Consider the following 13,717-nt stretch of genomic DNA (forward strand, 5'->3'; position numbering starts at 1 on the left):
GTTCGGCTCCCCCTAGTGCTGGCGCGTGGTGGTCGTGGCGCCGAGGCAGAGCCCGGCGAGGCTGCTCTGCAGCAGCGTGTGGACGAACAGCAGCTCGGCCCCGCCGGGGTCGGCCGCGCCGATCCGGTGCGGGGTGAGCGAGTCGAAGTGCGCGCTGTCCCCCGGCTCCAGCAGGTGCTCGGCCTCCCCCAGGTGCAGCCGCAGCCGCCCGGTGAGCACGTACAGCCACTCCTCCCCGGGGTGCACGCGGACCAGCTCCCCCTGACTGCGCCCGTGGGGGACGTGTACGCGCAGGGCCTGCATCCCGCGCCCGGCGCCCCCGGCCTGCCAGTACGTCCACCCGTCGGCCTCGCGGGCCCCGGGGCCGCCGGCCCGTACGATGGGATCGGCGACGGCGGGGGTCTCGCCGAGCAGTTCGGAGACGGTCGTACCGTAGGTGCGGGCGAGCCCGAGCAGCAGCGGCAGCGAGGGCTGGCGCCGGCCGGTCTCCAGCCGGGACAGGTGCGCGGGCGAGAGCCTGGCCCGCGCGGCGGCGGCCTCCAGCGTGAGCCCGGCGCGCCGGCGCAGCTCGCGCAGTTGCGGGGCGACGGCGGGCAGCTCCTCGGCGGCGCCGTCGGGTTCCTCGGAAGGGGGCGTCATACCCCGATTGAGCCAGAGACTTGCCCCCCTGGCAATCTTCCTTGCCTCTGAGGCAAAATCGCGCACCGGAGGGCTCTCAGCCGCCCCTGCGGCCCTGTTCCAGGACCGTCTCCACCGTGTCGGCCTCCCCCGCCTCCTTGTCCGGGCGGAACCGCAGGACCCGCGCGAAGCGCAGCGCGACCCCGGCCGGGTAGCGCGGGGAGCGCTGGAGGCCGTCGTAGGCGATCTCCACCACCAGCTCGGGCCTGACCCGGACGGTGAACCCGTCGTCCTCCACCGCCAGCTCGTACAGCCGCCCGGTCTGCCAGCGCAGCATCTCGTCCGTCAGGCCCTTGAAGGTCTTGCCCAGCATGGCGTACGAGCCGTCGCGGGCCCGCGCGCCCAGGTGCAGGTTGGACAGCAGCCCCGTCCGGCGGCCGTGGCCCCGTTCGGCGGCGAGCACGACCAGGTCGAGGGTGTGCACCGGTTTCACCTTGAGCCACCGCTTGCCGCGCCGGCCCGCCGCGTAGCCGGAGTCGAGTGCCTTGACCATCACCCCCTCGTGGCCCCGCCGCAGGGCCCCGGTCCAGAACTCCTCGGCCTCGGCCGCCTGCGCCCCGGAATCCTCCACCACCAGCCGCCGGACCCTGGAGGCCTCGGGGACCAGGGCCGCCAGGGCGGCGTACCGCTCGCGCATCGGCAGGTCCAGGAGGACCCGGTCGCCGAGGGCCAGCACGTCGAAGAAGTACGCGGTCACCGGGAGGGCCTCGCGCGCCGCGGCCACGTCCACCCGGGAGCCGACCCGGCCCGCGATCTCCTGGAAGGGCACCGGGCGCCCGTCGGCCCCCTGCCCGATGACCTCCCCGTCGAGGACGAACCGCTCCCCGGGCAGGCTCCGGGCCAGCTCGGCCACCTCCGGCAGCCGGTCGGTGATCTCGTCGAGGGAGCGGGTGTGGATCCGTACCTCGTCCCCGTCCCGGTGCACCTGGACGCGGATCCCGTCGAGCTTCTCCTCCACCGCGCAGGGGGCGAGCGCGGCCAGGGCGTCGGCCAGGGACCGCGCGGTCCCGGCCAGCATCGGCTGTACGGGCTGCCCGATGCGCAGGGTCACCCCGCGCAGCGCCCCGGCCCCCTCCGCCAGCACCGCCGCCGCCACCCGGGGCAGCGAGCCGTCCAGCATCACGGCCCGGCGCAGCTCGGCGGCCGGCACCCCGGCGGCCGCCGCCACGCCTTCCAGGGCGACCGCGTCCAGCGCGCCCTGGCGCACCTCCCCGGACAGCAGGCTGCGCAGGAACCGCTGTTCGGCATCGGTGGCGGCGGCCAGCAGGCCGGCGACGATCCGGCGGCGCTCGGCCTGCGCCCCCGGCCCCGCCACGGCGGCCAGCTCGCTCACGGCGGCGTCGACCGCCCGTACGGTCAGGGCCGGCTCCGGTGCGGGGGCGGTGTCCTGGGCCAGGGTGCGCCAGCCGACGCCGGGCCGGCCCTGCGGGAGGCGCCCGGAGAGGTAGGAGATGACCAGGCCGGCCTCCTCGGCGGGGGCGGCCGCGAAGAGTTCCGCGAGCAGGGCGGTCTTGCGGGACCGGGCGGAGGCCGCCGCGACCTCCCGGGACACGCGCGCGACCTCGGCCAGCAGCATGCCGTCCATCCTCCCGCCGACCGGACTCCCCCGCAGGTCGGGGCGGCCGGCCGGGGCGCGGGCGGCGGCCGGGCGGGACACGGCCGGGGCGCGGGCGGGGGCGGCCGGATCGGGGCGGCCTACTGCGGGTGCGGTACGCCGGGCGGCGCGGGTACTCCTGGAGAAGGGGCGGGGCTCCCCCTGAGGAAGCTCGGCGAAGGCGATCACGGGCTTTAGGGTTCCCGTATGAAGCTCCGACTGCCCCGGCGGCCCCGCGATCGTGTGCTCGCCGGCGCCGCCGCTCTCGCGGTCCTGGCGGGCGCCGGCACCTGGACCGCGGCCGCCGCGGCCGGGGACGAACCGGCCGTGCACCGCGAGGACCGCCTCCTGGACGTGCCGGGGCTCGATGCGCCCGGCCCCGGGCTCGACACCTCCTTCTTCACGGCCGGGGACCCCTCCCGCAGGCGTCCCGCCGTGCTCCTGGGCCACGGCTTCGGCGGCAGCAAGGACGACGTCCGCGCGCAGGCCGAGCGCCTGGCCCGCGAGGGGTACGCCGTCATGACCTGGTCGGCGCGCGGCTTCGGCCGCTCCGGCGGCAGGATCGGGCTGAACGACCCCGAGCACGAGGTCAAGGACGTCTCCGCCCTCATCGACCGGCTGGCCCGGCGGCCCGAGGTGCTGCTCGACGCGGACGGCGATCCGCGCGTGGGCGCGGCCGGGGCCTCCTACGGCGGGGCCGTCTCGCTGCTCGCCGCCGGATACGACCGGCGCGTGGACGCGATCGCCCCGCAGATCACCTACTGGAACCTCGCGGACTCCCTCTTCCCGCAGGGCGTCTTCAAGAAGCTCTGGGCCGGGATCTTCTTCACCACCGGCGCGGCGGGCGGCCTCCAGCAGGCGCAGCCGCCCACCGCAGGGGCGGCCGGGGCGCCGGGCGCACCCGGCTGCGGCCGGTTCGAGCCGCAGCTGTGCGCCATGTACGAGCGGGTCGCGGTGGCCGGGAAGCCGGACGCCGAGGCGCGCGAACTGCTGGAGCGGCGCAGTCCCTCGGCCGTGGGCGACCGGATCAAGGTGCCGGCGCTGATCGTGCAGGGCCAGGACGACTCCCTCTTCCCGCTGGACCAGGCCGATGCCATGGCGAAGGCCATCGCGGCGAACGGCGCCCCGGTCGCCGTGGACTGGGCGGCCGGCGGGCACGACGGCGGGATGCGCGAGGCCGGCCGCATCGAAGCCCGGGTGACGGCCTGGTTCGACCGCTATCTGAAGGGCGACGAGGGGGTGGACACCGGCCCGGCCTTCCGCGTCTCGCGCTCCGGCGGCATCGACTCCACCGACGGGCGGGTCACCCTGCGCGGCGCGAGCGGCGAGCGCTACCCCGGGCTGGTCTCCGGCCCGCGCGACTTCGCCCTGTCCGGCCGGGAGCAGACCTTCGCCAATCCGGCGGGCGGGGCGCCGCCCGCGCTGTCCTCGCTGCCCGGGGTCGGCGGGCAGCTCGCCTCCCTCGGGGCCGGGCTCGCACTGGACTTCCCCGGGCAGAACGCCGCCTTCGAGTCGCAGCCGCTGACCCGGGAGGTACGGGTCACCGGGACCCCGACCGTCACCCTGAAGGTGAGGTCGACGGCTGCGGACGGCGCGGCCGTGCTGTTCGGCAAGGTGTACGACGTGGCGCCCGACGGGCGCCGGCAGGTGCTGCCGGGTCAGCTGGTCGCGCCCGTACGGGTGGAGGACGCCGGGCAGGGCCGGAGCGTGGAGCTGCGGCTCCCGGCGGTCGACCACGCCGTCCAGGCCGGGCACCGGCTGCGGCTGGTGGTCGCCGCCACCGACCTGGGCTACGCCTCCCCGGCCGCGCCGGCCGCGTACACCGTCTCCGCGGAGGGGCCGCTGCGCGTGCCCGTCGCGGACGGGGTACGGACGGCCACCGCCGGCCTGCCCGCCTGGACCTGGGGGCTGCCGCTGGGCGCGGTGGCGCTGGCCGCGGGGCTCCTCGGGATCCGGAGGACCGGCGGGGGCCGCGCGGGGACGCGGGCGGACGCGGCGCAGCCCGAACCCGCACTGGCCGACGTACCGCTGGACATCACCGGGCTGACGAAGCGCTACGCGAAGGCCCAGGACCGCTATGCCGTGCGCGACCTGTCCTTCCGGGTGGAGAAGGGCCAGGTGCTGGGTCTGCTGGGGCCCAACGGCGCCGGGAAGACCACGACCCTGCGGATGCTGATGGGTCTGATCGCGCCGGACGCCGGGGAGATCCGGGTGTTCGGGCACGCGATCCGGCCGGGAGCGCCGGTGCTCTCGCGGGTCGGGGCGTTCGTGGAGGGCGCCGGTTTCCTGCCGCACCTGACGGGCCGGGCCAACCTCGAGCTGTACTGGCAGGCCACGGGCCGTCCCGCCGAGGACGCGCACCTGGCCGAGGCCCTGGAGATCGCCGGGCTCGGCGACGCCCTGGAGCGGGCGGTGCGCACGTACTCGCAGGGCATGCGGCAGCGGCTCGCGATCGCGCAGGCCATGCTGGGGATGCCGGACCTGCTGATCCTCGACGAGCCGACCAACGGTCTGGACCCGCCGCAGATCCGGGAGATGCGGGACGTGATGATCCGCTACGCCGCCGGCGGGCGGACGGTCATCGTCTCCAGCCACCTGCTGTCGGAGGTGGAGCAGTCCTGTACGCACCTGGTGGTCATGGACCGCGGGCGGCTCGTACGGGCGGGCGAGGTCGCCGAGATCACCGGCGGCGGGGACACCCTGCTGGTCACGCTGGAGGAGCCGGTGGACGAGATGGCCGTGGGGAAGGTCGCCGCGCTGGAAGGGGTGGCCTCCGTGGTGCCCGCCGACGAGGGGCTGCTCGTACGGCTCGACGGCGCGACGCCCGCCGCCCTGATCGCCGAACTCGTACGGCTGGAACTGCCGGTGGCGGCGGTGGGGCCGCACCGGCGGCTCGAGGACGCTTTCCTCACCCTGATCGGAGGTGCGGCGTGAGTGCCGTCAACGAGTCCCTCGTACGGGAGACGCCCGTACGGGAGACCGCGCCCGGCTACCGGCCGGGCCGGACGCTGCCGCTGCGCGTGGAGGCGCTGCGGCAGTGGCGCAGGCGGCGGACGCTGGTGATGGGCGGGGTGCTGGCCGCGCTCCCGTTCATCATGATCATCGCGTTCGCGGTGGGCGGCGGCCCGGACGACGGGCGGGGCGGCGGCGACGGCCGGATCACCCTGATCGACACGGCGACGGCCTCGGGCGCGAACTTCGCGGCGACCTGCCTGTTCGTGTCGGCCGGCTTCCTGCTGGTGGTGCCGGTGGCGCTGTTCTGCGGGGACACGGTGGCCTCGGAGGCCGGCTGGTCCTCGCTGCGCTACCTGCTGGCCTCGCCGGTGCCGCGGGCGCGGCTGCTGTGGAGCAAGCTGGTGGTGGCGCTGGGCTTCAGCCTGGCGGCGATCGTGCTGCTGCCGGTGGTGGCGCTGGCCGCGGGGACGGCCGCGTACGGGTGGGGGCCGCTCAAGCTCCCGACCGGTGGGGCCCTGGCCGCCGCGGACACCGTGCCGAGGCTCGCGCTGGCCGTCGCCTTCGTGTTCGTGTCGCAACTGGTCACGGCCGGGCTGGCGTTCTGGCTCTCCACCCGGACGGACGCGCCGCTGGGCGCGGTGGGCGGGGCGGTCGGGCTGACGATCGTGGGGAACGTGCTGGACGCGGTGACGGCCCTGGGGTCGTGGCGCGAGTTCCTGCCCGCGCACTGGCAGTTCGCCTGGGCGGACGCCTTGCAGCCGCAGCTGGAATGGGGCGGGATGATCAAGGGTGCGGCGGTGTCGGTGTCGTACGCCGTGGTGCTGTTCGCGCTCGCGTTCCGGGGGTTCTCCCGCAAGGACATCACCTCCTGAAGGAGGAGGTCCGGGCGGGAGAACCCCGGGAGGCTCCGTTCAGCCCCGGCCGAGTACGCGTACCGGCGAGCCGTCGAGGAAGGCGAGGACGCCCTCGTCGCCGAGGTGGCCGGCGTAGGTGACCACCTCGGCGCCCCGGCCGGTGACCGGCGACCGGTCGGCGAGGGTGGTGGCCGGCCCCTGGTGGTCGTCGAGGACCGCGCAGCGCAGCGCGGCACTCACAGGTGGGCCTGCGCGACGGCGTCGATCTCGGCCAGCAGATCCGCCTCCAGCGGGCGGTCGGCCACCGCCGCGTTGGCTCGTACCTGCTCGGGAGAAGTGGCGCCGGCGATGACGGAGGAGCAGCCGGGCTGGGCGGAGAGCCAGCCGATGGCCAGCTCCAGGACGCTGCGGTCGTACTTCTCGGCGATCGCGGCCAGCGCCTCCACGGTGTCGAGGCGCTCCTCGGTGAGGTAGGCGTCGCGCCCTTCGAGGCGGGAGCCTGCCGGGACGGGGGCGCCCCGGCAGATCTTGCCGGTGAGGAGGCCGTTGGCCAGGGGGAAGTACGGGAGGACGCCGAGGCCGTAGTGGCGGGCGGCGGGGACCAGTTCCCGCTCGGCGGAACGCTGGAGCAGCGACCACTCGTTCTGCGCGGAGACGAAGGGCACGGCCCCCGTCTCGCGGGCCACGTGGGCGGCTTCGGCGAGCTGCCAGCCGCTGAGGTTGGAGTGCCCGATGTAGCGGATCTTGCCCTCGGTGACGAGTTCGGTGAGCGCGGCGAGGGTTTCGGCGACGGGGGTGGCCGGGTCGGGGCTGTGCAGCTGGTAGAGGTCGATGTGGTCGGTGTCCAGGCGGCGCAGGGACTCCTCGACGGCGCGCCGGATGTAGGCGCGGCCGCCGCGGGCCCCGGCGGCGGGGCCGTATCCCATGTCGACGCCGTCGTAGCCGAACTTGGTGGCGAGGACCACCTGGTCCCGGCGGCCCTTGAGGGCCTGGCCGAGGTGCTGCTCGGAGCCGCCCTGGCCGCCGTAGATGTCGGCGGTGTCGAGCAGGGTGATCCCCGAGTCGAGGGCGGCGTCGACGACGGCGCGGGTGGCCCGGGCGTCGAGGCGGCCGCCGAAGTTGTTGCAGCCGAGACCGACGGCGGAGACCCGCAGTCCTGAACTGCCCAGGGGGAGATAGCGCATGCGGGTTCTTCCTCCGTACTCGTCCGGTACATGATCGACCAAGTCGTCAGTCTAGGCATGCCGGTTGGTGTGCCGCACCGGGTCGGAGCCCCGGTGCGTGAAGAGTGTGTGTCGGGCGGGGTTCAGCTGTCGTAGTCGTACTTCATGCCGATCCCCAGGGCGCTCTGGGCCGGGAGCAGGCCGGCTCCGACGATGTCGAGGACCGGCGGGAGCAGCAGCTCGGCGAGCCGGCCCACCTCCTGCGGGGCGAGGGCCGACCACGGGGCGGCGGCGAGTTCGTCGGTGAGCCTCTCCACGGAGGTGCGCAGCGCCAGTCCGGCGTCGGTGGCGGAGGCGTCCTCGCCGAGCAGACCGCGGGCGGTCAGCCGGTCGCGGGCGGCGTTCCACTCCTGCGGCGACCACTGGCGGCTCTCGAACACCTCGGCCGGGGCGGCTCCGACGCCGGCCTGGAGGACCAGGGCCTCGACGGGGTCGAGGTGGTGGGCCTGGAGGGCGGCCACGTGGCCGTCGCCCCGGTGCTCGCGCAGGATCGTCGCCGCATGCCAGAGCACCGCGTGCGGGGCCTTGGGCCAGGGCAGCGCGACGTTGGCCGCGGCCAGCGGCCGGCCGACGGTGCGGGCGGCCCCGGCGGCGCGGCGGGCGAGGAGGGCGGCTTCGGCCAGGTCCGCGGAGCCGGTGCGCGGGCCGAGCAGGGTGCCGAGCGCCCGGTCGACGGCGGTGGCCCGGGCGGCGAGGACCCGGGCCGGAGGGGAGGTCTGCCAGGTCCGGGCGACGTAGCGCTCCACCATGGGCGGGGCGAAGGAGTAGAAGAGGGAGGCGACGAGCCGGGGCGAGGCGGGGCCCAGCGGTGCGGCGCGGTAGGCGAAGTACATCGGCCAGCGTTCGTCGGTGGCATGGCCGAGGGAGGCGGCCTCCTCGTAGGCCTCGGGCGCGTAGTAGACGGTGGCGTGGACCGGTTCGAGGAGCTGCCACAGCTGCCGGATCGTACCGAGGCCGTGCCGGGCACCGTGCGCCGCTTCGTACGTCATGTGTGCTTCCCCCGTAGGCAGTTGGCGATCCGCGCTGTCGCTGCGACCGACAGCCTAGGCGGATTTCGGCCGGGGGAGGCATGGCGTGCCCGGCATGGATGAGGAACTCATATCCGGGGGCGCCGGGGGCGCGGGGCTCGGCGCGGTGGCCGGCTGCGCGAGCGGCGAGCGCCGGGGAGGGCTTCGCCGGCCGGGGGCCGGATCCGGTCCCCTTTCGCGCGCAAAAGGGGTGGACCGCTCACGGATGGGCTGTTTAGGATCAAGTCGACGGCATCGCGTGTCGGTCACCGACCGGGTGAGGCATGGAGGTGTCCGTGACGTGCCTTGCGGAGGCATTCACTCATGTCGGTCCAGCTGAACCACACCATCATCCACTCCCGTGACAACCGGGAGTCCGCCGAATTCCTGGCGGACATCCTCGGCCTCGAGGTCGGTCCCGAATGGGGCCCCTTCGTCCCCGTGTCCACCGGTAACGGGGTGACCCTGGACTTCGCGACCATCCCGGCCGAGTCCATCACCGCCCAGCACTACGCGTTCCTCATCTCGGAGGCAGAGTTCGACTCGGCCTTCGAGAAGATCCAGGCGTCGGGGGTCGAGTACTTCGCCGACCCGCACCGCAAGCACCCGGGCGAGATCAACCACAACGACGGGGGCCGCGGGGTCTACTTCCTGGATCCCGCCGGGCACGCGATGGAGATCATCACCCGCCCGTACGGCGGCTAGTGCTGTGACCGGCAAGGTTCGCCGGTCACAGCACTAACGAGACCCGAAGGGGCCCGTGGCGCATCGCGCCGCGGGCCCCTTTCCCCCTGTCACACGGCGGGCTCCGGGAGGTAGACGATGCTGGGGGCTCCCGTGGTCGGGTGGGGGCCGATGCGGGTGCGCACCCCGTAGACCTCCGCCAGCAGCTCCTCGGTCAGCACCTCGCCCGGCGGCCCCGCCGCGACGACCCGGCCCGCCGCCAGGACGTACAGCCGGTCGCAGAAGGACGCGGCGAGGTTGAGGTCGTGCAGTACGAGCAGACCGGTGGCGGGAAGGCCGCGGACCAGGCCGAGGATCTCCAGCTGGTAGCGGATGTCGAGGTGGTTCGTCGGCTCGTCCAGGGCGAGCAGGCCCGGTTCCTGGACGAGGGCGCGCGCGAAGAGCGCGCGCTGGCGCTCGCCGCCGGAGAGCTCCTCGAAGCGGCGCTCCGCGAAGCCGGCCGCGCCGACGGTCTCCAGCGCCTCGGCCACGCGCCGGCGGTCGCCCGGGCCGTCCTGCTCCCAGAACCGCTTGTGCGGGCTGCGGCCCATGGCGACGACCTCGCGGACCGTCAGCCCGAAGGTGCCGGCCGCGTCCTGCGGGACCACGGCCACCCGCCGGGCGCGCTCCTTGACGCCAAGCGCCCCGGCGTCGGCCCCGTCGAGCAGCACCCGGCCGCCAGCGGGCCGCAGGGTGCCGTAGACGCAGCGCAGCAGCGTGGTCTTGCCGCTGCCGTTCGGCCCGACCACACCGACCGTCTCACCGGGGTGGGCGGTGAGGTCGATCCCGTGCAGCAGCGTCTGCCCGTCGACCTCGTAACGCAGGGACTCGACCACGAGTTCCGCTTCCGCGGGACGGCGCGTCATCCGCTCACTCCTTCGCTCCGGCCGGACCTGCGCAGCATCCACAGGAAGAACGGCCCGCCCACCAGCGCGGTGACCACGCCCACCGGGATCTCCTCCGGTGCGGCGGCCGTACGGGCGACCAGGTCGGCCAGGGTCAGGAAGACGGCTCCGGCCAGCGCGGACACCGGGAGCAGCGCCCGGTGTCCGGCGCCCACCACCATCCGGGCCGCATGGGGAACCATCAGCCCGACGAAGCCGATCGCACCGCTGTACGCCACGAGCACCCCGATGACGAGGGAGGTGAGCACGAAGACGGCGGCCCGGAACCGGCCGGTGTCCAGGCCGAGCGTGTGCGCGCCCTCCTCCCCCGCGAGCAGCAGGTCCAGCGGCCGGGCGAGGGCGACGAGCAGGCCGGTGCCGACGAGCAGCGCGACGGCCGGCAGGGCGAGTTCGTCCCAGCGGGCCCCGCCCAGACCGCCGAGGGTCCAGAACAGCGCGGAGCGGATCTGGTCGGGGTGCGCGGACAGTACGAGGACCAGGCTGGTCAGCGCGGACAGGATGTACTGCACGGCGACCCCGGCCAGGATCAGCCGCCCGGTGGTGATGGTGCCGCCGCGCCGGGCCATGGCGTAGACGGCGAGGAGCGCGGCCATGGACCCGGCGAACGCGGCGGCCGGGATCCCCGCCCCGCCCAGGAGCCCGGCGGCCCCGGCACCCACCCCGGCGCCCGCCCCCGCGCCCGCACCGAACACGACGACCAGCACCGCCCCCGCCGACGCCCCCGAGGAGGCCCCGAGCAGGAACGGATCGGCGAGCCGGTTGCGTACGAGGGCCTGGAGCACGGTGCCCGTGACGGCGAGCCCGGCGCCGACGACGGCCCCGAGCAGCACGCGCGGCATCCGTACGTCCCACACGATCGAGGCGTACGCCCCGCGCGCCCCGGTTCCGCCGAGGACGATGTCGAGGACCTGCCCGGGGGCGATCCGTACGGGCCCCAGGGCCAGCCCCGCCACCGCCGACGCGGCGAGCGCGGCGGTGAGGAGCACGAGGGCCGCGGCGGTACGGCGCCGCCTCACGCGGCGTCGGGGTGCAGCTGGCGGCCCAGGGACTCGACGGCGTCGGCGACGCGTACGCCCAGGACGGCCGAGGAGAGCGGGAGCACGACGAACCGCCGGTTCTTGACGGCGGGAACCTGCGCCAGCACCGGGTCGTTCAACAGACGCCGCTTCTTCGCCTCCACGGTGGTGCCGCCGTAGTCGTAGATGAGGACGACCTCGGGCGCCCGCTCGATGACCTTCTCCCAGGGCACGTCGCCGAAGGTGTCCTTGAGGTCGGCGAAGACGTTCGTCCCGCCGGCCAGGGAGACGATCTCGTTGCCTATGCCGCTGCCGCCGGAGGTGAAGGCGGAGGCCTCTCCGGAGTCGTAGACGAAGACGGACGGCCGGGTCCTGTCCTTCACCCGCGCGGTGACGGCATCGATGCGGCGCTGCTCGTCCTGGACGAGGGCCGCGCCGCGCTCGGGCACGCCGAAGGTCCGGGCGACCTCGGCGATCTCGGTCTTCAGCTGTTCGAGCCCGACCGGGCCCTGGGTGCAGTACTCCACGCTCAGGCGGGAGTTGATCCCGGCCTTGGCCAGCCCCTCGCGGTCGCGCCCCTGCGTCTTGTCGAAGGCGCTGGCGTAACCGCCGTACACGAAATCGGGGTTGGCGCCGAGGAGGACCTCCTTCGAGGGGTACTCCCCGGCCAGCACCTTGATCTTGTCGTAGGCGGGCCGGTAGGCGGGCAGTACGGAGTCGTCGAGATAGGCCGTACCGGCCATCCGGTCCTGGAGCCCGAGGGCCAGCATGATCTCGGTGGCGTGCTGGTTCATGGTGACGGCCCGCTCGGGCGGCGCCTGGTAGGTGCTGCTGACACCGCAGTTGGTGACGGTGTACGGGAACCCGGGCGCGGCCTGCGCGCCGGGCGCGGGCCGGTCCGCCCCGGGCGGACCTCCGCACGCGGCGAGCGGCACCACAAGGGCGAGCGGAAGCAACGAGCGCACGGCGGCGGCGCGGAAACGCGACATGGCGAAGCCTCTCCGGGGGATCCTCGTCCCCGGTCGAAGTGAAGAGGCGGTGCGTCAGTGTCTGACTCCCGGCCGTCGCGCGGACGCGTCGGCCGGTCACAGTGGCGGGACCGCACCGGATTCACACCGGTTTCCTGTCCTGCACCGCCCGGAACAACCCGGCCAAGTCTGCCAGACGCGGCGGTTGCGCCCGGAAGGGGCTCATACCGGCGACGCCCGCTCCTTGCAGGGGTTGCGGGATCCGAAAACGCGCGGGTTGCGTTTGCCAGTCTCTACGGGCGGCCGGAGACTGGTGATATCAGCATGGCCCGCCCCTGGAGACCGGGCTGGCCGGAACCGGGTGCTTCTCCCGCTGCCGCCACACCCAGTGGGCAGATGCCCTTTGTCCGCGAGACCTTCTCGGGGCCCGTGACATCGCCGCGTCCGGCTACATCGAGCGTCACGAAACTTCCGCGCGTTGATGAATTCTCAACCGTCGGTCCTCTTATTGCAGGAGGTGTCCCATGAGCAGAAGTTGCCGAGTCAACTGCATCATCCCACCGTACCTTCTCAAGAAGCTCCTGGAAAGCGAAGACAGCGAGGTACGCCAGGCCGCGTTGGACACCATGCTGACCACTGCTCGCCTGCGGGGCGAGCGAGCGGTCCGGGCATCCTTCGCCGGCGCGGCCACCACCCCCGGTAACAGCCGGCGCACCGTCTTCGACTGCGAGGAGGGGACTTCCCTCCGACGTGCCGTCTCGGCCAGGACGGAAGACGGACCGGTGTCCGCGGACGAGTCCGCCAACCGGGCGTTCGAAGGACTCGGCCTGACGCGCGACTTCTACAAGGAGGTGTTCCAGCGCGATTCGATCGACGGCAAGGGGATGCGCCTGAACGGGTTCTTCCACTTCGACGTGAAGTTCAACAACGCGTTCTGGGACGGAAGCCAGATGGTCTTCGGTGACGGGGACGGAAAGGAGTTCAGCGACCTCACCGGATCCCTCGACGTGATCGGCCACGAGTTGGCGCACGGAGTCACCGAACACACCGCGGGACTCGAGTACCACAATCAGTCCGGGGCCCTGAACGAGTCGATGTCGGACGTCTTCGGGTCGCTGGTCAAGCAGTGGTCTCGGAAGCAGTCGGCCGAGGAGGCGGACTGGCTGATCGGGCCTGACGTATTCACCCCGGGAATCGATGCCGACGCCCTGCGATCGATGAAGGCCCCGGGTCACGCGTTCAACAATGAGATATTCGGAAAGGACCCCCAGCCCGACCGTATGAGCAAGTTCATCCACCTGCCCGACACCGAGCCCGGGGACTTCGGCGGGGTGCACTTCAACTCCGGCATTCCGAACAAGGCGTTCTTCCTGGCGGCCGTGGGCATCGGCGGATTCGCATGGGAGGCCATGGGTACCATCTGGTACGAATCGCTCAAGGCGTCCGGCAAGGACACCCAGTTCCAGGAATTCGCGGACACCACATTCCAGAAGGCCGGGGCACTGTTCGGCATCGGCAGCCCCGAGCAGTTGGCCGTGCTGGCGGCGTGGCAGGAAGTGGAAATCCAGATCAGTGGCGTCCCGATCGGCCTCGGCCGGGGACGGAGCTTCGTGGTCGACGGGAACGGCGGCGCGGGCCGGCAGGACGGCCTGGCAGCCCTGACCAGACAGCTCAGTGAGCTGACCGCCAGGATGACGGGGCTGGCGAAGGACGTGGCCGCACTGAAGGGGGCCAAGTGACCAGCAGAAATGGCCGCCGGCCGATCCCCGGTCGATCGTGACGAGGTTGCGCGCG

12 protein-coding genes and 1 riboswitch are annotated in these 13,717 nt (G+C 73.8%); of the genes, 4 read left to right on the top strand and 8 right to left on the bottom strand.

Annotation, left to right across the window (positions count from 1 at the left end):
- Positions 1-12: 12 nt before the first annotated feature.
- Entirely contained in the window at positions 13-639 is a 627-nt protein-coding gene (locus tag OOK34_RS30250; protein ID WP_267037347.1) for a helix-turn-helix domain-containing protein, read from the bottom strand.
- A 76-nt stretch (positions 640-715) separates the two neighbouring features.
- Complete coding sequence (locus OOK34_RS30255) at positions 716-2,254, bottom strand: ATP-dependent DNA ligase (protein ID WP_267037557.1); 1,539 nt, start codon at positions 2,252-2,254, stop codon at positions 716-718.
- A gap of 225 nt (positions 2,255-2,479) precedes the next feature.
- Here OOK34_RS30255 and OOK34_RS30260 point away from each other — a divergent pair, with 225 nt between their 5' ends.
- Positions 2,480-5,206 (top strand): alpha/beta fold hydrolase, encoded by a 2,727-nt coding sequence (locus OOK34_RS30260; RefSeq protein WP_267037348.1) that lies wholly within the window; start codon positions 2,480-2,482, stop codon positions 5,204-5,206.
- Entirely contained in the window at positions 5,203-6,099 is an 897-nt protein-coding gene (locus OOK34_RS30265) for an ABC transporter permease (RefSeq protein WP_267037349.1), read from the top strand. The genes OOK34_RS30260 and OOK34_RS30265 overlap by 4 nt, the downstream gene beginning before the upstream one ends.
- A gap of 39 nt (positions 6,100-6,138) precedes the next feature.
- On the opposite strand, the gene OOK34_RS30270 is transcribed toward OOK34_RS30265, so the two are convergent.
- From OOK34_RS30270 to OOK34_RS30280, 3 genes are all read right to left on the bottom strand, one after another.
- Complete coding sequence (locus OOK34_RS30270) at positions 6,139-6,321, bottom strand: hypothetical protein (protein ID WP_267037350.1); 183 nt, start codon at positions 6,319-6,321, stop codon at positions 6,139-6,141.
- On the bottom strand, positions 6,318-7,265 hold the full coding sequence (locus OOK34_RS30275) for an aldo/keto reductase (protein WP_267037351.1): 948 nt from the start codon (positions 7,263-7,265) through the stop codon (positions 6,318-6,320). The genes OOK34_RS30270 and OOK34_RS30275 overlap by 4 nt, the downstream gene beginning before the upstream one ends.
- 122 nt (positions 7,266-7,387) lie before the next feature.
- Complete coding sequence (locus tag OOK34_RS30280) at positions 7,388-8,293, bottom strand: hypothetical protein (protein WP_267037352.1); 906 nt, start codon at positions 8,291-8,293, stop codon at positions 7,388-7,390.
- Positions 8,294-8,635: 342 nt separating this feature from the next.
- Here OOK34_RS30280 and OOK34_RS30285 point away from each other — a divergent pair, with 342 nt between their 5' ends.
- The gene (locus OOK34_RS30285) at positions 8,636-9,016 is read left to right on the top strand and encodes a VOC family protein (protein WP_267037353.1); all 381 of its coding nucleotides are present in this window, start codon (positions 8,636-8,638) and stop codon (positions 9,014-9,016) included.
- Positions 9,017-9,105: 89 nt separating this feature from the next.
- Here OOK34_RS30285 and OOK34_RS30290 read toward each other — a convergent pair whose 3' ends face one another.
- The 3 genes from OOK34_RS30290 to OOK34_RS30300 are packed head-to-tail and all read right to left on the bottom strand — an operon-like array spanning position 9,106 to position 11,944.
- Positions 9,106-9,900 carry an ABC transporter ATP-binding protein gene (locus tag OOK34_RS30290; RefSeq protein WP_267037354.1) on the bottom strand — a complete coding sequence of 265 codons (795 nt, stop codon included), beginning with the start codon at positions 9,898-9,900 and terminating at the stop codon, positions 9,106-9,108.
- Entirely contained in the window at positions 9,897-10,955 is a 1,059-nt protein-coding gene (locus OOK34_RS30295; protein WP_267037355.1) for an iron ABC transporter permease, read from the bottom strand. Before OOK34_RS30295 ends, OOK34_RS30290 begins: the two co-directional genes overlap by 4 nt.
- A complete protein-coding gene (locus tag OOK34_RS30300; protein ID WP_267037356.1) occupies positions 10,952-11,944 on the bottom strand; it encodes an ABC transporter substrate-binding protein in 993 nt (330 codons plus the stop codon). The genes OOK34_RS30295 and OOK34_RS30300 overlap by 4 nt, the downstream gene beginning before the upstream one ends.
- Positions 11,945-11,978: 34 nt before the next feature.
- A riboswitch (cobalamin riboswitch) is annotated at positions 11,979-12,118 on the bottom strand.
- Positions 12,119-12,447: 329 nt separating this feature from the next.
- Here OOK34_RS30300 and OOK34_RS30305 point away from each other — a divergent pair.
- Entirely contained in the window at positions 12,448-13,662 is a 1,215-nt protein-coding gene (locus tag OOK34_RS30305; RefSeq protein ID WP_267037357.1) for a M4 family metallopeptidase, read from the top strand.
- Positions 13,663-13,717: the final 55 nt, after the last annotated feature.

This window comes from Streptomyces sp. NBC_00091, from assembly GCF_026343185.1.
Taxonomy (GTDB): domain Bacteria; phylum Actinomycetota; class Actinomycetes; order Streptomycetales; family Streptomycetaceae; genus Streptomyces.